16 protein-coding genes are annotated in these 14,869 nt (G+C 73.9%); 9 read left to right on the top strand and 7 right to left on the bottom strand.

The window, feature by feature from the left end:
- Positions 1 to 23 precede the first annotated feature (23 nt).
- A complete protein-coding gene (locus EUA93_RS06110) occupies positions 24 to 917 on the top strand; it encodes an SDR family oxidoreductase (RefSeq protein ID WP_129399319.1) in 894 nt (297 codons plus the stop codon).
- Between the two features lie 111 nt (positions 918 to 1,028).
- Positions 1,029 to 2,537 carry an alpha/beta hydrolase family protein gene (locus EUA93_RS06105; protein WP_207208613.1) on the top strand — a complete coding sequence of 503 codons (1,509 nt, stop codon included), beginning with the start codon at positions 1,029 to 1,031 and terminating at the stop codon, positions 2,535 to 2,537.
- Here the strand turns inward: EUA93_RS06105 and EUA93_RS06100 are convergent.
- The 7 genes from EUA93_RS06100 to EUA93_RS06070 form a co-directional block, all read right to left on the bottom strand.
- Positions 2,443 to 4,743: a heavy metal translocating P-type ATPase gene (locus EUA93_RS06100; RefSeq protein WP_129399318.1), complete on the bottom strand. Its 2,301-nt coding sequence runs from the start codon at positions 4,741 to 4,743 to the stop codon at positions 2,443 to 2,445. The genes EUA93_RS06105 and EUA93_RS06100 overlap by 95 nt on opposite strands.
- The gene (locus EUA93_RS06095) at positions 4,733 to 5,650 is read right to left on the bottom strand and encodes a hypothetical protein (RefSeq protein ID WP_129399317.1); all 918 of its coding nucleotides are present in this window, start codon (positions 5,648 to 5,650) and stop codon (positions 4,733 to 4,735) included. The genes EUA93_RS06100 and EUA93_RS06095 overlap by 11 nt, the downstream gene beginning before the upstream one ends.
- Positions 5,647 to 5,862, bottom strand: coding sequence for a heavy-metal-associated domain-containing protein (locus tag EUA93_RS06090; protein ID WP_129399316.1), 216 nt, complete (start codon positions 5,860 to 5,862; stop codon positions 5,647 to 5,649). Before EUA93_RS06090 ends, EUA93_RS06095 begins: the two co-directional genes overlap by 4 nt.
- Positions 5,863 to 5,872: 10 nt before the next feature.
- The gene (locus EUA93_RS06085) at positions 5,873 to 6,175 is read right to left on the bottom strand and encodes a metal-sensitive transcriptional regulator (RefSeq protein WP_129399315.1); all 303 of its coding nucleotides are present in this window, start codon (positions 6,173 to 6,175) and stop codon (positions 5,873 to 5,875) included.
- An 81-nt stretch (positions 6,176 to 6,256) separates the two neighbouring features.
- Positions 6,257 to 7,069 carry a glycerophosphodiester phosphodiesterase family protein gene (locus EUA93_RS06080; RefSeq protein ID WP_207208612.1) on the bottom strand — a complete coding sequence of 271 codons (813 nt, stop codon included), beginning with the start codon at positions 7,067 to 7,069 and terminating at the stop codon, positions 6,257 to 6,259.
- Positions 7,070 to 7,234: 165 nt separating this feature from the next.
- Positions 7,235 to 7,753, bottom strand: a complete 519-nt coding sequence (locus tag EUA93_RS06075) for a 4'-phosphopantetheinyl transferase family protein (protein ID WP_165355077.1) — start codon at positions 7,751 to 7,753, stop codon at positions 7,235 to 7,237.
- Between the two features lie 14 nt (positions 7,754 to 7,767).
- Positions 7,768 to 8,154, bottom strand: coding sequence for a tetratricopeptide repeat protein (locus tag EUA93_RS06070; RefSeq protein WP_165355076.1), 387 nt, complete (start codon positions 8,152 to 8,154; stop codon positions 7,768 to 7,770).
- 157 nt (positions 8,155 to 8,311) lie between these two features.
- On the opposite strand from EUA93_RS06070, the gene EUA93_RS06065 reads away from it, so the two are divergent.
- The 7 genes from EUA93_RS06065 (at position 8,312) to EUA93_RS06035 (ending at position 14,866) form a co-directional block, all read left to right on the top strand.
- Positions 8,312 to 9,481 carry an LLM class flavin-dependent oxidoreductase gene (locus EUA93_RS06065; protein ID WP_129399314.1) on the top strand — a complete coding sequence of 390 codons (1,170 nt, stop codon included), beginning with the start codon at positions 8,312 to 8,314 and terminating at the stop codon, positions 9,479 to 9,481.
- On the top strand, positions 9,478 to 10,140 hold the full coding sequence (locus EUA93_RS06060) for a CE1759 family FMN reductase (protein ID WP_129399313.1): 663 nt from the start codon (positions 9,478 to 9,480) through the stop codon (positions 10,138 to 10,140). Before EUA93_RS06065 ends, EUA93_RS06060 begins: the two co-directional genes overlap by 4 nt.
- Positions 10,141 to 10,164: 24 nt before the next feature.
- Positions 10,165 to 10,533, top strand: a complete 369-nt coding sequence (locus EUA93_RS06055) for an antitoxin (protein ID WP_129399312.1) — start codon at positions 10,165 to 10,167, stop codon at positions 10,531 to 10,533.
- Between the two features lie 100 nt (positions 10,534 to 10,633).
- The gene (locus EUA93_RS06050) at positions 10,634 to 10,900 is read left to right on the top strand and encodes a hypothetical protein (RefSeq protein ID WP_129399311.1); all 267 of its coding nucleotides are present in this window, start codon (positions 10,634 to 10,636) and stop codon (positions 10,898 to 10,900) included.
- A 74-nt stretch (positions 10,901 to 10,974) separates the two neighbouring features.
- Positions 10,975 to 12,273 (top strand): SWIM zinc finger family protein, encoded by a 1,299-nt coding sequence (locus EUA93_RS06045; RefSeq protein ID WP_129399310.1) that lies wholly within the window; start codon positions 10,975 to 10,977, stop codon positions 12,271 to 12,273.
- Positions 12,270 to 13,769 (top strand): DUF5691 domain-containing protein, encoded by a 1,500-nt coding sequence (locus EUA93_RS06040; protein ID WP_129399309.1) that lies wholly within the window; start codon positions 12,270 to 12,272, stop codon positions 13,767 to 13,769. The genes EUA93_RS06045 and EUA93_RS06040 overlap by 4 nt, the downstream gene beginning before the upstream one ends.
- Positions 13,766 to 14,866: an ATP-binding protein gene (locus EUA93_RS06035; RefSeq protein WP_129399308.1), complete on the top strand. Its 1,101-nt coding sequence runs from the start codon at positions 13,766 to 13,768 to the stop codon at positions 14,864 to 14,866. The genes EUA93_RS06040 and EUA93_RS06035 overlap by 4 nt, the downstream gene beginning before the upstream one ends.
- Positions 14,867 to 14,869: the final 3 nt, after the last annotated feature.

The following is a 14,869-nucleotide window of genomic DNA, read 5'->3' as shown; positions in this document are numbered from 1 at the left end:
CATCACTACTCCTGGAGGACACCATGAAGGTCTTCGTCACCGGCGCATCCGGCTGGATCGGCTCGGCCGTCGTGCCCGAGCTCCTGGCCGTGGGCCACGACGTCATCGGCCTCGTCCGCTCCGACGAGGCGGCCGCCGCGGTCGCCGCCGCGGGCGCCGAGCCCCGGCGCGGGTCGCTCGACGACCTCGCATCCCTGCGCGCGGGCGCCGAGCGGGCCGATGCCGTCATCCACCTCGCCAACAAGCACGACTGGTCCGACCTGGCCGCGTCCAACCGTGCGGAGCGCGCCGCCGTCGAGACGCTGCTCGACGTGCTCGCCGGATCCGACAGGCCGTTCGCCCTCGCCTCGGGTACGGCGTTCGCCCCGGGCCGGCTCGTCACCGAGGACGACGCCAACCTGGCCGCCGGGCGCGAGGCGCCGCGCGGCGGCACCGAGGCGCTCGCGCTCGAGGCCGTCGACCGCGGCGTGCGCAGCATCGCTCTGCGCTTCGCCCCGACCGTGCACGGCGCCGGCGGCGAGCACGGCTTCATCCCGCAGATCGTCGAGGCGGCCCGCCGCAACGGCGCCGCGGGCTATGTCGGCGACGGCTCGAACCGCTGGTCGGCCGTCCATCGCGTCGACGCAGCGTCGCTCGTCGCGAAGGCGATCGGCACCGCGCCCGCCGGCTCCCGACTCCACGTCGTCGGCGAGGAGGGCCTGACCACCCGCGACGTGGCGACGGCCATCGGCAAGGCGCTCGGCGTACCGACCGTCTCGGTCGACCCGGCCGACGCCCAGGCCCACTTCGGCTGGATCGCGGGCTTCTGGGCCCTGGACATCCCCGCGTCGAACGCCCTCACCCGCGAGCGCTTCGACTGGACGCCCACCCACCCGACGCTCCTGGAGGACATCGCCTCCGGCGCCTACACGGAGTGAGGCGGGGCGAGCGAACACAACGCACGCAACGATGAGACGGGCGTCACATCGTCCTAGCGTCGAGGGGCCCGGTCGTGCTCGGCGGCCGGGGTCCCGGCTCGGAGGATCGTCATGTCCCGTCTCGTCGCCCTCGCGGGGGTCGCCCTCGCCGGCACCCTGCTGTCACCCGCACCGTCGTACGCCGACCCGGGACCGGGCGGGGGTCCGTCGCCGACCGCCTGCCCCGCCTCGGTGGCCGACGTCGCCGACTGCTGGACCGGGCAGGACGCCAACGGCGCGTTCTACGCGATCGCGGTGCCGCACGAGTGGAACGGCGACCTCGTCGTCCACTCGCACGGCGGCCCGGACCTCGACGATCCGACAGACGCGAGCCGCAGCCTCGACGACCTCGACCGCTGGTCGGTGATGGCGCGCGAGGGCTACGCGTGGGTCGGGTCGGCCTACCGCCGCGGTGGGTTCGGCACCCGGATGGCGGTCGCCGACACCGAGAGCGCCCGGCTCGCCTTCGAGGCGGCCTTCGGTGCGCCGGGGCGCACCTTCGCGCACGGCCAGTCGTGGGGCGGCGACGTCGCGGCGAAGCTCGTCGAGGTGCACCCGACGACGTACGACGGCGTGCTGCTGACCAACGGCGTGCTCGCCGGGGCGTCGCGCGGCTACGACTACCGCGTCGACCTGCGGGTGGTCTACCAGTACTACTGCAGCAACCACCCACGGCCGAGCGAGCCGCAGTACCCGCTCTGGCAGGGGCTGCGCGCCGACTCGACGATGACCTCGACCGGTCTGCGCGCCCGACTGCAGGAGTGCACCGGCATCGAGTCCGCGCCCGCGGATCGCACGCCGCTCCAGCAGCGCAACCTCGACGACATCCTCGCGGTGACGAAGGTCCCCGAGCGGACGCTGTCGTCGCACCTGAGCTTCGCGACCTTCACCTTCCGCGACATCGTGCACGACAGGCTGGGTGGACGGAACCCGTTCTCCAACCTCGGCGTGCGCTACTCCGGCAGCCACGACGACCGGGCGCTCAACCGCGGCGTCGAGAGGTTCGTCGCCGACCCGGGGGCCCGTCGCGACCTCATGTGGGACAGCGACCTGACCGGTGCGGTCTCGATCCCGACGCTCGACCTGCACGCGATCGACGACCCGACCGCGTTCGTCGAGCACGAGTCGGCCTACCGCGCGACCCGTGCCGGTGCCGGGACGGCGGACGACCTGGTCCAGGTCTTCACCGCCGAGTCCGAGCACAGCTCGCTCAGCAACAGCGGGTACGCCGCCGCGATGCACGCGCTCGACACGTGGGTCGCCACCGGCGAGAAGCCGACGCCCGCCTCGGTCGCGGCCTCCTGTCCGGCGTACGACGCCGTCTACGCCAGCGGCTGCTTCCTCGACCCGGCCTTCACGCCGTCGTCGTACGACTCCCGGGTCAACGCCCGACCGCTCGGTCGCCACTGGCCCACGACGCCCGCCTGGCTGGAGCGGGTCTGGTCGCACGTCCCGGGGATCGGCATCGCCCCCTGGGCCCGGCGGCTCAGATCGACGAGCGGAAGCCCCGGAGGCGCAGCGAGTTGGTCACCACGAAGACGCTGGAGAACGCCATCGCGGCACCGGCGAGCATCGGGTTGAGGAGGCCGGCCGCGGCGAGGGGGAGGGCGGCGACGTTGTAGGCGAAGGCCCAGAAGAGGTTGCCCTTGATCGTGCCGAGCGTCCGTCGCGAGAGCCGGATCGCGTCGACGGCGACGCGCAGGTCGCCGCGCACCAGCGTCAGGTCGCTCGCCTCGATCGCCACGTCGGTGCCGGTGCCCATGGCGAGCCCGAGGTCGGCCTGGGCGAGCGCGGCGGCGTCGTTGACGCCGTCGCCGACCATCGCCACGACGAGGCCCATCTCCTGCAGGCGCCTGACCTCGGCGACCTTGTCGGCAGGCAGCACGTCGGCCACGATGCCGTTGATCCCGACCTGGGCCGCGACGTGGCGGGCGGCCCGCTCGTTGTCGCCGGTCAGCAGGATCGGCTCGAGGCCGAGCGCGCGCAGCTCGCGGACCGCCTCGGCGGAGGTCGGCTTGACCGTGTCGCCCACGACGATGACGCCCCGGGCCCTGCCGTCCCACCCGACGGCGACGGCGGTGAAGCCCTCGCCCTGCGCCCGGTCGACGGCCTCGGCCAGCTCGGGCGGCAGCGGCTGCGACCAGTCGGCGAGGAGGCTCGGGCGGCCGACGACGACCGCGTGCCCGTCGACGACGCCCTCGACGCCGAGGCCGGCGCGGTTGGTGAAGCCCTCCGCTGGCGATACCTGAGGACGTGGCGTACGGATCTCCGAGCCGATCCCGACCGGGGCGTCCTCAGGTGTCGAGGCAGCGGCGATGGCCCGGCCGATCGGGTGCTCGGACGCCGACTCGAGTGCGGCGGCGAGGCGTCGTACGTCGTCCGCGGACTCGCCGTCGGCGGCCACCACGGAGTGCACGGTCATCTCGCCCGTGGTCACGGTGCCGGTCTTGTCGAGCACGATCGTGTCGACGCGGCGGGTGGACTCGAGGACCTCGGGGCCCTTGATCAGGATGCCGAGCTGCGCGCCACGGCCGGTGCCGACCATCAACGCGGTCGGCGTGGCCAGGCCCAGGGCGCAGGGGCACGCGATGATCAGCACCGCGACGGCGGCGGTGAAGGCGGCCGTCGCACCGCCGCCCGCACCGAGCCAGAAGCCGAGCGTGGCGACGGCGAGGCCGATCACGACGGGGACGAAGACGCCGGACACCCGGTCGGCGAGGCGCTGGACCTCGGCCTTGCCGTTCTGTGCGTCCTCGACGAGCCGCGCCATCTGGGCCAGCTGGGTGTCGGCGCCGACCCGGGTGGCGCGTACGACGAGCCTGCCGCCGGCGTTGACGGTCGCCCCGACCACGTCGTCGCCCGGGCCGACCTCGACCGGCACGGACTCGCCGGTGAGCATCGAGGCGTCGACCGCGCTGGTGCCGGAGGTGACCACGCCGTCGGTGGCGACCTTCTCGCCGGGCCGGACCACGAACTCGTCGCCGACCACGAGCTGGTCGACGGGGATCCGGACCTCGCTGCCGTCGCGCAGGACCGCGACGTCACGCGCGCCCAGCGACATCAGCGCGCGGAGGGCCGCCCCGGCCTGGCGCTTCGAGCGGTGCTCGAGCCAGCGCCCGGCGAGCAGGAACGTCGTCACGCCGGCCGCGGCCTCGAGGTAGATGTTGCCCGCGCCGTCGGTCCGGTCGATCGAGATCCGGAACGGGTGCGTCATGCCGGGCTCGCCGGCCGTGCCGAGGAAGAGCGCCCAGAGCGACCAGCCGAAGGCCGCGAGCACACCGACCGACACGAGGGTGTCCATCGTGGTCGCGCCGTGGCGCAGGTTGGTCCACGCGGCGCGGTGGAACGGCCACGCGCCCCACACCACGACCGGCGCGGCCAGCACGAGCGAAGCCCACTGCCAGTAGGTGAACTGCCAGGCGGTGACCATCCCGAGCGCGATCACCGGGACGCTCAGCAGCGCGCTGACGACCAGGCGCTGCCGCAGCGGGTCGGCCTCCGTTGCCTCGACGGCGGGCTCGGTGGACGGGTCGGACGAGGGGGGCGTCGGGAGGGCGGCGGCGTACCCGGCCGCCTCCACCGTCGCCAGCAGCTCGTCGGTCGAGACGGTGCCGGGATAGGAGACCTTCGCCTTCTCGGTGGCGTAGTTGACCGTCGCGGTGACGCCGTCGAGCTTGTTGAGCTTGCGCTCGATGCGGTTCGCGCACGACGCGCAGGTCATGCCGGTGATCGCGAGCTCCACGTCGGTCGTGGCCGGCTGGAACTCGGTGCTCGCCTCAGTGCTCATGGCCCCGGCCCTCCTCGTGGTCGCCCGACGGCGCACCGCCGGAGACGACGGTGAACGCCGCCGTGTGGACCTCGCTGCGGTGCTGGAAGTCGAGGAAGAGGCGGTACGTCCCCGCGGTCGGGAACGCGGTCGCGAAGTCGATCCCCGGACCGGGCTCGCCCTCCTCGGGGTGGACGTGGAGGTAGCCGAGGTCGCCCGAGCGGATCGCGACGAGGTGGCCGAAGGCGCCGAGGTAGGGCTCGAGGTCGGTCACCGGCTCGCCGTCGAGCTCGATCGTCGTGGTGAGGACGGTGCTCGCGCCCGGAGCCGTGTCGCCGTCGAGGGTGACGGTGTAGGTGCCCTCGTCGGTCTCGACCGTCGCGGTGCGGGTGTCTGCGGGGAGCTGCTCGGGCGAGAAGTCGCCCGCGACCGACACGTCGTCGGCGAGGGTGATGCCGTCCCAGCCCTCGGGGGTGAGGTCGGCGATCACCCGCCACACGCCGGGCGTCAGTCGCACGTCGACCGACCAGGTGCCGGTCGCCCGGTCGAGCACCGGGTGCACGTGCTGGAACCCGGTCAGGTCACGGCGTACGACGATGAGGTGCAGGTCCTTCGTGTGCTCCTCGGTGTAGTCGAGCAGCGGCCGGCCGCTGGAGGTGAGGACCTGGAAGTCGAGCCGGGCGCGACCCGCCTGCATGCTCCGGTCGGCCAGTGCGAGCGTGAACCCGTCGGCCTGCGCCGTCAGCCCGGAGACGTCGGCGACCTCGGAGGTGTGGGCGCCGTGGCCGCCCTCGCTCCCGTGACCGTCGGCATGGGCTGCGGCGGGTGCGGCCTCGATCGGTCCGACGAGCCGGCCCCCGCCCCACGCGGCCGCGAAGGCGGCGGCGAGGACGGTGACGAACGCGGCGACGCGCAGCGGCGTACTCATGACAGGGCGTAACCGGCTTCCTCGACGGCTGCCCGGACGGCAGCAGGGTCGAGGGGCGCGGCGCTGGTGACGGTGACGGCTCCGGTCTCGACGACGACGTCGACAGCGTCGACGCCCGCGATCTCGGAGATCTCCTCGGTGACCGAGGCGGCGCAGTGGCCGCAGGTCATGCCGGTGACGGTGTAGGTCTCGGTGTGGGCGTGGGTGGTCATGTCGGTCCTCCTAGGACTTCACGAGCCGGGCGATCGCCTCGGACGCTTCCTTGAGCTTCAGCTCCTGCTCCTCGCCGCCCTGGCGGGCGGCGTCGACGAGGCAGTGGGCCATGTGGTCGTCGAGCAGCGACAGCGCGAGCGCCTGGAGGGCCTTCGTGGCGGCGGAGACCTGAGTGAGGATGTCGATGCAGTACTTCTCCTCCTCGACCATCCGCTGGATGCCGCGCACCTGGCCCTCGATCCGTCGCAGGCGCTTGAGGTGGGCCTGGACGGCCTCGTCGTTGCCCTCGAGGTGGCCGTGCTGTTCGCTCATGCCCCCGACCATACCCCTAGGGGGTATCACTTCCCAAGGCGCGCGGGCGCTCCTGCCCCGGGGAGGGCTACCGAAGGAGGGCTAGCGGGGGAGGGTGACGGGGGCCGCCGACGGGAGGGGTGTCCACTGGCCCCGGGAGATCAGCACCTCGCGGAGCACGTCGGGGCGGTCGGTGATGATCCCGTCGACCCCGGCGTCGAGGAGCGAGCGCATGGTGGCGGGGTCGTCGACGGTCCACACGACGACGCGGATGCCCATCTCGTGGGCTCGCGCGATGACCCGCTCGGAGTGGATCGGCAGCCGGCCGAGCCTGATCGGCACGTGCGCGAAGACGCCGGTGCCGGGGCGGACGCCGACGGGGCGTACGCCGCCTCGCGAGCAGGCGATGAGCGTGGTGAGCGAGCGCCAGCCGAGGGCCGTCGTGACGCCGGGAGCCTCGTCCTGGAGGCGCCGCAGCCAGCGGCTCCAGGCCCCGGCGACGAGCACGCGCGCGGCCCAGCTCGGGTGGGCGTGGAGCAGCTGCGCCATCGCGCCGATCGACGCCTCGTCCTTGAGGTCGATCGCGAACCGCGCCTGCGGGAAGGTCGCCATCGCCTCGGCGAGCGTCGGGATCTGGTCGGTGCCGTCGACGCGCAGCCGGCGCAGGTCGGCCAGGTCGAGGTCGGCGACCTTGCCGGGGTGGCCCGTCACGCGCCGGAGGGTCGCGTCGTGGAAGCAGACGACGTGCCCGTCGCGGGTGGTGTGCACGTCGGTCTCGAGGTAGGACAGGCCCAGGGAGGTCGCGCGCCCGAAGGCCGCCAGGGTGTTCTCGGGTGCGAGCGCCATGCCACCGCGGTGGGCGATGGCGAGCGGGCCGCTCTCCTGTCCGTAGCGTGTGTCGCCGTAGCTGGTCACGTCATCAGCATGGGTGCGCCGGACTGCCCTGTCGCGCGGGAACGACCCCGGCGAGCGAGTGTTCACCGAGCCTTCGCGCGGGCGTCCGGGGAGCGACCCGGCGTTCACCTGCCGGTCGCCCGGAGGCCCGACGCTCCCGCGGGCGGACAGCCAGGACGCACTGGACTACCCCCCGAGGGAGGCCCAGCTGACCGCCGCCACGTGGCCGGGCGGCGCGTCGAGGTCGGCCCACGCCTCACCGTCGAGCGCGGCGGGCTCGTCGAGGTCGGCGAGGTCGACCGTCGTCATCGGGATGAGGAGCCCGGTGCCGCGCTGCTTGAGCACGGCCTCCTTGCGCGACCACGCCCGCGCCCGGTCGAGGTCGGTCTCCGCCGACTCACCGGGCGCGAGCACGAGGGTCGCGTCCCAGCCGCGCGCCACGTCGGCGACCGACTCGACGTCGATCCCGACGGGCACGTCCGCGAGCACGGTGACCAGGTGCGGTCCCGACCGCGAAAGCGAGACGTGGTGCGCGACGCCGTAGGCCCGCAGCCAGGGGCGCCCGTGCCTCGACGACCCGCACCGGGGGCACAGGCGCCCGCTGTTGACCACGTCGGGCGTGACCCCGAGGTGGGCGGCGGCGTGGAGCTCGAGCGCTCGCTTGGTGGTGGTGCCGGTGGCGTGCCAGCGGACGTCGTACGGCACCGGGGTCCTGTCGCTCAGCTGCGGTAGCCGCCGAGCAGCTCGGCCAGCCGCAGGTGCGGCTGGGCCTCGTCGGGCTGGCCCTTGCGCTGGAGCGCGCGGCCCAGCAGCAGGTGCGCGTAGGGCTCGTTCGGGTCGTGCTCCAGCAGCTCGGTGGCGACCCGGATGGTCCCGTTGAGCTGCGCGGAGTGGAAGAGCGAGCGCGCCAGGAGGAGGCGTACGTCGGTGAGCTCGTGCACCACGTCGCCCGGGTCGGCGAGCAGGTCGGTCAGCATGACCGCGGCCTCGCGGTAGGCGCGCTCCTCGAACAGGGCCTGGGCCCGGACCCAGCGGTCGTGGGTCGTGTCCTCGAGCAGGCCGGCGTGCCCGCGCAGCAGGTCCTCGAAGGGGGTGAAGTCGGTCATCGTTCGCTCCTCTCGACGGGTTCTCCTCCGAGCGTGCGCCCGGATGTCGACCCAACGCGGAAGGAGGCCCGGCGATTCCATGGCGAGGTTGGCGGAATACTGGGGGCACCACGCCCGTTGGAGGTCGTACAACCTTCAACCATTCCGGAGGAACATCATGCAGTTCGGCATCTTCAGCGTCGGTGACGTCACCGAGGACCCCACCACGGGCCAGACGGTGTCGGAGGCCGAGCGCATCGCGCTGATGACCAAGATCGCGCTCAAGGCCGAGGAGGTCGGGCTCGACGTCTTCGCGACCGGCGAGCACCACAACCCGCCGTTCGTCGTGAGCTCCCCGACGACGCACCTCGGCTACATCGCGGCCAGGACGGAGAGGCTGCTGCTCTCCACGAGCACCACGCTCATCACCACCAACGACCCGGTGAAGATCGCCGAGGACTACGCGTTCCTCCAGCACCTCTCCGGCGGGCGCGTCGACCTGATGATGGGTCGCGGCAACACCGGCCCGGTCTACCCGTGGTTCGGCAAGGACATCCGCGACGGCATCAAGCTCGCGGTCGAGAACTACCACCTGCTGCGCAAGCTCTGGCGCGAGCCGCAGGTCAACTGGCAGGGCCAGTTCCGCACGCCGCTGCAGGGCTACACCTCGACCCCCGCGCCGCTGGACGGCACGCCCCCCTTCGTGTGGCACGGCTCGATCCGCAGCACCGAGATCGCCGAGCAGGCGGCCTACTACGGCGACGGGTTCTTCCACAACCACATCTTCTGGAACAAGGAGCACACCGAGCAGATGGTGCAGCTCTACCGCCGTCGCTTCGAGTTCTACGGCCACGGCGCCGCCGACCAGGCCTACGTCGGCCTCGGCGGCCAGGTCTTCATGGGCTCCACCGAGGCCGAGGCCAAGAGGGTCTTCCGCCCCTACTTCGACAACGCCCCGGTCTACGGCCACGGCCCGTCGCTCGAGGACTTCACGAAGATGACCCCGCTGACCGTCGGCACCCCCGAGCAGGTCATCGAGCGCACGCTCGGCTTCGCCGACTACGTCGGTGACTACCAGCGCCAGCTGTTCCTCGTGGACCACGCCGGCCTCCCGGAGTCGCTGGTGATGGAGCAGCTCGAGATGCTCGGCACCGAGGTCGTGCCGGTGCTCCGCACGGAGTTCGAGCGCCGCCGCCCGGCCCACGTGCCGAGCGACCCGCCCACCCACGCCTCGATGGTCGCCGAGGGCCCCGACGCCCCGTTCCACCTGGTCGAGCCCGCGCTCGAGCGGGTCAAGGAGATGCAGGCCGCCGCCGAGACCGCCCAGACCGCCGGGGCGACGGCATGAGCCGACGCGTCGTCGTGGTGACGGCGGGACTCACCGTCCCGTCGTCCACCCGCCTCCTCGCCGACCAGCTGGCCGAGGCCACCTCGGCCCAGGTCAGCGCGCGGGGCGAGGCCCTCGAGGTCGACTTCGTCGAGCTCCGCGAGGTCGCCGGCGAGCTGGCGCAGTTCATGGTCACCGGCGGCATCCCGACCCCGCGGCTCACCGAGCTCCGCGAGCTGGTCGCCTCCGCCGACGGCCTGGTCGCGGTCACCCCGGTCTTCAACGCGAGCTACAGCGGGCTGTTCAAGATGTTCTTCGACGCCCTCGACAAGGACTCGCTGACCGGTACGCCGGTGCTGGTCGCCGCGACCGCCGGCTCGGCGCGGCACTCGCTGGTCCTCGACCACGCGCTCCGTCCGCTCTTCGCCTACCTCCGCGCGGTCGTCGTACCGACCGGGGTCTTCGCGGCCACCGAGGACTTCGCCAGCCTCGGCCTCTCGGACCGCATCACCCGGGCCGCGGCCGAGCTCGCCGCGCTCGTCGTGGGCCAGGGCGGCTACGGCGTCGGCGGGTTCGCCCCCGACCTCGCCGCGCGCCCGCGCCGCGCGTCCGGCACGCAGGTCGAGGCCGACGTGACGCCCTTCGGCGACCTGCTGCGCGGGCACAGCGGCACCGACTGAGCCGCACGCGACTAGCGTGGGGGCATGTCCTTCAACGACAAGCTCAAGCAGGCGGTCGACAAGGTCGACCCCGACCGGATCGTCGCCGAGCTGAAGGCCTCCGTGGGCGAGCTCGCCCGCGAGCACGGGCCCAAGGTCGACCAGGCCATGGCCAAGGTCTCGGCACGCCTCGACGACAGGACCCAGGGCAAGTACGCCGACAAGCTGGCGTCGGCCCGCCGCAAGGTCAACGACGGCGTGGCGAAGGCGGCCGACCTGCCGCCGCTCGAGGACGAGGTCGAACGCCCGGACTACCGGCGTACCCCTCCGGCCCAGCTGTCGCCGCACGACTTCGCCGACGCCCCGCCGGACCCCCTCCCCGACGACCTCCCGCCGGAGCACCGGCCCTCCTAGGCCGACGCGCCGGACGGACGGAGCAGTCGCGCAGGTCACGAAGCGGTCACGCTCGGGCGCCGGGCTTGTGCTCGCGTGGCGGGCCGACTTTGGTGGGACCGTGATCACGACGTACGACCTGAGGGACTCGGGCTCCCACCAGGCGCTCGCGGACGAGCTGCGCGCCCGCGGCTGCACCGTCGAGTTCGGCTCCGGGGGCGACGACGAGGTGCTGATGGTGGTGACGCACGAGGTCGATGCGGCCGGGGGACTGGACGCGCTCGTCTACGCCGCTGCGCCGCCGGCGGACATCGTCACGACCGACCTCGTCCGCCGGGCACGGCCGGCGGAGGCCGAGGCGGACCCGGACCGCACCGACATCGCCTAGTCCCGGCGCGTGCCGCAGGACGTCCGCCGAATCTAGCCTCGGGTGTCGCCGCCGGATGGTTGGATGGCGGCGCCATGAGTCGATGGACCGCCAGCCAGGTCACCGAGGTCGCGCCCGACGCGGCCTCGCTGTCTGCCGGGCGCAAGCTCGCCGTGCCGGGGCCCTGGCGCGAGACCGGGTGCAACGACGTCCTCGTGTGGGGGCAGTGCCAGGGGAGCGGCAAGACGCCCTACCAGGTCAGCGTCGACCTCACCGGTCCCGCCTACCGGTGCTCCTGCCCGAGCCGCAAGTTCCCCTGCAAGCACGCGCTCGCCCTGCTGATGCTGTGGTCCGAGGGCGCGATGGACGAGTCCGGGTCGGTCGCGGCCTTCGCCGAGGAGTGGGCGTCGCAGCGAGCCGGCCGGGCGGCTGCGCCGGCACGTGCGACGGCGGACAGGCCGGTCGACCCGGCGGCTCAGGCGAAGCGCGCCGAGCAGCGACTGGCCCGGATGGATGCCGGCGTCGAGGACTTCCGCCTCTGGCTCGCCGACCTCGTGCGCAACGGGCTGGCCGCCGCGCGGACGCAGCCGTACGGCTTCTGGGACACCGCCGCTGCGCGGCTCGTGGACGCCCAGGTCCCGGGCCTGGGGGAGCGGGTCCGCGAGGCCGGCTCGCAGGTCCACGCCCGCGCCGACTGGGCGGCGTACCTCCTCGCCGAGGTCGGCCGCTGGTGGACCGTCACGTGCGCGTGGCAGGCCCGTGGCGGGCTCGACGAGGACGAGATGGCCGACGTGCGCGTCGCCGTGGGGTGGTCGCAGTCCAGCGAGGGCGTCCGCGACGGCGAGCGGCGACCGGGGCCGTGGACCGTGCTCGGCGCCCACCGCGGTGACGACGGCAAGCTCCAGCAGCAGCGCACCTGGCTGGCGCACGACGACGGCGAGGTGGTGACGGTGCTCGACTTCGCCGCCTACGGCCAGGCGCTCGCGGTGCCCCAGCTCAGCGGCGCACGGTTGCAGGTCGACGTCTCGCGCTACCCGGGGTCCCACCCACGACGGGCCCTCTTCACCGATCCGCCGACCGGCGCCGAGCCGGTCACCGTCCTGCCCGGTCGCAGCTCGCTCGAGCAGGTCCACGCGGCAGCCGCCGCGGCCCTGGGGCGTACGCCGTGGCGCGACCGGCACCCGGCCGCACTGGCCGGCGTGCGTCTCGTCGGCGAGGGCGACGACTGGCACGTCAGCGACGCGACGGGATCCGTCCCGGTGGCACCCGGATCGCCGGTGTGGACCCTGCTGGCGCTGAGCGGCGGCGAGCAGGTCGACGTCTTCGGCGAGCTCGAGTCCGGCGTCCTGCGGCCCCTGTCGGTCTGGCTCGACGACCGGGTGGTGGGCCTGTGAGCGCCCTCGACCAGTGGCTCGCGGACGTCGCCACGAGCGCGCTCGTCGGCACCGCGCGCCGCGACGCGCCACCGACCCCGGCGCAGCTCGGCGTGGAGCCCGAGGCGGACGACGCACCGGCCGAGCACCGGCTGCTGGCGAGTGCCGCCGTGGTCGACGTCCTCTCGCGCGCGGGCAGCCGACTGCCTGACGTGCGACCGCCGATGGCGACCGCGCCGCCCGAGGTGCTCCCCCCGTGCACCGACGCGGCGGCCCAGCTCCTGCACCTGCTCCTCACCCAGTCGCCGGTGTCCAGGGCGACCCGCGACGACCTGGTCGTCGAGTGGCTGCGACTCGCCGCCGCCGCGGGCCGCCGGACCCCTGCGTGGCTGCTGCCGGGACTGCTCGCGTTCGCCGCCACCCGTCGCCCCGTGGCGCGGGCCCTCGGCGCGGCCGCCGGCGAGCGCGGAGCCTGGCTGACCGCCCTCAACCCCGACTGGTCGTCGCTGCTGCTCGACGACGAGGAGCTGGCGCTCGCCGGCGTGGCCGACGACTGGGTCGAGGTGTGGCCGACCCTGCCTACCGCGCAGGCCGTGCCCGCGTTCGAGGCGGGCCGCCGCGCCGACCCGGCCGCGGCCCGCGCGCTGCTCGACGCGCAGTGGGACGGGCTCGCGGCCCGGGTGCGCAGCGAGGCCGTGCAGGCCCTGCGCACAGGCCTGTCGCTCGCCGACGAGCCGCTGCTGGAGCGGGCGCTCGACGACCGGGCCAAGTCCGTGCGCGACGCCGCCGCCCGCGTGCTCGACCGGCTCCCCGGGAGCGCGCGCGGAGCCCGGATGGCCGCGCGGCTGCGCGGGCTCGTCCGGGTGAAGGGCACCCTCGTGCGCCACCTCGAGGTCGACGTGCCCGACCCGCCCGACGCCGCGGGCGTCCGCGACGGCCTCACCGCCCCGACCGCGGGCACGACGGTCCCGCCGACGACCTGGCTCGCCCAGGTCGTCCACGCCGCGCCGCTGGACACCTGGACCGACCTCACCGGCCGCGGGCCGGCTGCCACGCTCAAGATGGTGCGCGACAAGGACGTGCTCTCCTGGCTCGTCGACGTGGTCCTCACGCGACGTGACGGCGAGTGGGCCGCCGCGCTCGTCGACCACGGCCGCACCGACCCGCGGCTGCTCGCCCTCCTCCCCGACGACACCCGGAGCGCGCTGCTCAGCGCGTGGGTGCTCCGCCCGCCCCCCGGGCTCGACCTCCCCTCCCTGCTCACCGCGGCACCCCGTCCGTGGCCCGACGACCTCGCCCGGACGGTGCTCCGCGCGATCCAGGGTCAAGGCAGCCAGTCGCGGCTCGCGCTCGTCGCCGGGCCGATGCTCGCCGCCGCCCTGCCCCCGTCGTCCGCGCCCGAGGTCCGCGTCGCACTGGACCGGGTGCCCCAGGACGCGACCCACCTGCGTCGTGCCCTCACCGAGACCCTGCAGCTCCACGCGTTCCGCACATCCCTCACGGAGGCCTTCAGATGACCACCAGCCAGCCACCCGCAGAGGGCGTGCTCCGCCAGCACGCCGAGGACGCCTACGCCGACGAGCTCGCCGCCCTGGCGGCCGTCGACGACCGGCCGCGGCCGCCCTCGTGGCACCTGTCGCCCTGGGCCGTGGCGACGTACGTCCTCGGCGGTGAGCTGCCCGACGGCACCACCATCACCCCGAAGTACCTCGGCCAGCGCCGCCTCGTCGAGGTCGCGATCTCCTCGCTGGCCACCGACCGCGCCCTGCTCCTGCTGGGCGTGCCGGGCACGGCGAAGTCGTGGCTCGGCGAGCACCTCGCGGCGGCGATCAGCGGGCGGTCGACGCTCGTCGTGCAGGGCACCGCGGGCACCCAGGAGGAGGCGCTGCGCTACGGGTGGAACTACGCCCGGCTGCTCGCCGAGGGGCCCTCGCGGGAGGCACTGGTCGCCGGTCCGGTGATGCGCGCGATGGAGACCGGCTCGATCGCCCGGATCGAGGAGCTGACCCGCATCCCCTCCGACGTGCAGGACGCGCTCATCAGCATCCTGTCGGAGAAGACGCTGCCGATCCCCGACCTCGACGCCGAGGTGCAGGCGCGCCCCGGCTTCAACGTGATCGCCACCGCCAACAACCGCGACAAGGGCGTCAACGACCTCTCCTCCGCCCTGCGCCGTCGCTTCAACACCGTCGTGCTGCCCCTGCCTGACTCCCTCGAGCAGGAGGTCGAGATCGTCCGCACCCGGGTCGCCTCGCTCGGTGCGTCGCTCGAGCTGCCGGCCGACCTCGCGTCGCTCTCGGAGATCCAGCGCGTCGTCACCGTCATGCGCGAGCTGCGCAGCGGCGTGACCACCGACCAGCGCACGACCATCAAGTCGCCGAGCTCCACCCTCTCGACGGCCGAGGCCATCTCGGTGATGACCAACGGGCTCGCCCTGGCCGCCCACTTCGGCGACGGCACCGTCCGCGCCGCCGACGTCGCCGGCGGTCTCCTCGGCGCCGTCGTCAAGGACCCGGTCCAGGACCAGCTGGTCTGGCAGGAGTACCTCGAGACGGTGGTGCGCAACCGCAAGGAGTGGAGCGACCTCTACCGCGCCTGCCGGGACCTGGGCTGAGCC

Origin of the sequence: Nocardioides oleivorans (assembly GCF_004137255.1) — a bacterium.
Taxonomy (GTDB): Bacteria; Actinomycetota; Actinomycetes; order Propionibacteriales; family Nocardioidaceae; genus Nocardioides; species Nocardioides oleivorans.
Note: the sequence above shows the minus strand (reverse complement) of the source record. Positions and strands in the feature narration are given on the sequence as shown.

Excerpts from the sequence above, each read along its gene's own strand:
- EUA93_RS06110 (WP_129399319.1), top strand. The coding sequence starts at position 24 with ATGAAGGTCTTCGTCACCGGCGCATCCGGCTGGATCGGCTCGGCCGTC.
- EUA93_RS06105 (WP_207208613.1), top strand. The coding sequence starts at position 1,029 with ATGTCCCGTCTCGTCGCCCTCGCGGGGGTCGCCCTCGCCGGCACCCTG.
- EUA93_RS06100 (WP_129399318.1), bottom strand. The coding sequence starts at position 4,743 with ATGAGCACTGAGGCGAGCACCGAGTTCCAGCCGGCCACGACCGACGTG.
- EUA93_RS06095 (WP_129399317.1), bottom strand. The coding sequence starts at position 5,650 with ATGAGTACGCCGCTGCGCGTCGCCGCGTTCGTCACCGTCCTCGCCGCC.
- EUA93_RS06090 (WP_129399316.1), bottom strand. The coding sequence starts at position 5,862 with ATGACCACCCACGCCCACACCGAGACCTACACCGTCACCGGCATGACC.
- EUA93_RS06085 (WP_129399315.1), bottom strand. The coding sequence starts at position 6,175 with ATGAGCGAACAGCACGGCCACCTCGAGGGCAACGACGAGGCCGTCCAG.
- EUA93_RS06070 (WP_165355076.1), bottom strand. The coding sequence starts at position 8,154 with ATGACCGACTTCACCCCCTTCGAGGACCTGCTGCGCGGGCACGCCGGC.
- EUA93_RS06065 (WP_129399314.1), top strand. The coding sequence starts at position 8,312 with ATGCAGTTCGGCATCTTCAGCGTCGGTGACGTCACCGAGGACCCCACC.
- EUA93_RS06060 (WP_129399313.1), top strand. The coding sequence starts at position 9,478 with ATGAGCCGACGCGTCGTCGTGGTGACGGCGGGACTCACCGTCCCGTCG.
- EUA93_RS06055 (WP_129399312.1), top strand. The coding sequence starts at position 10,165 with ATGTCCTTCAACGACAAGCTCAAGCAGGCGGTCGACAAGGTCGACCCC.
- EUA93_RS06045 (WP_129399310.1), top strand. The coding sequence starts at position 10,975 with ATGAGTCGATGGACCGCCAGCCAGGTCACCGAGGTCGCGCCCGACGCG.
- EUA93_RS06035 (WP_129399308.1), top strand. The coding sequence starts at position 13,766 with ATGACCACCAGCCAGCCACCCGCAGAGGGCGTGCTCCGCCAGCACGCC.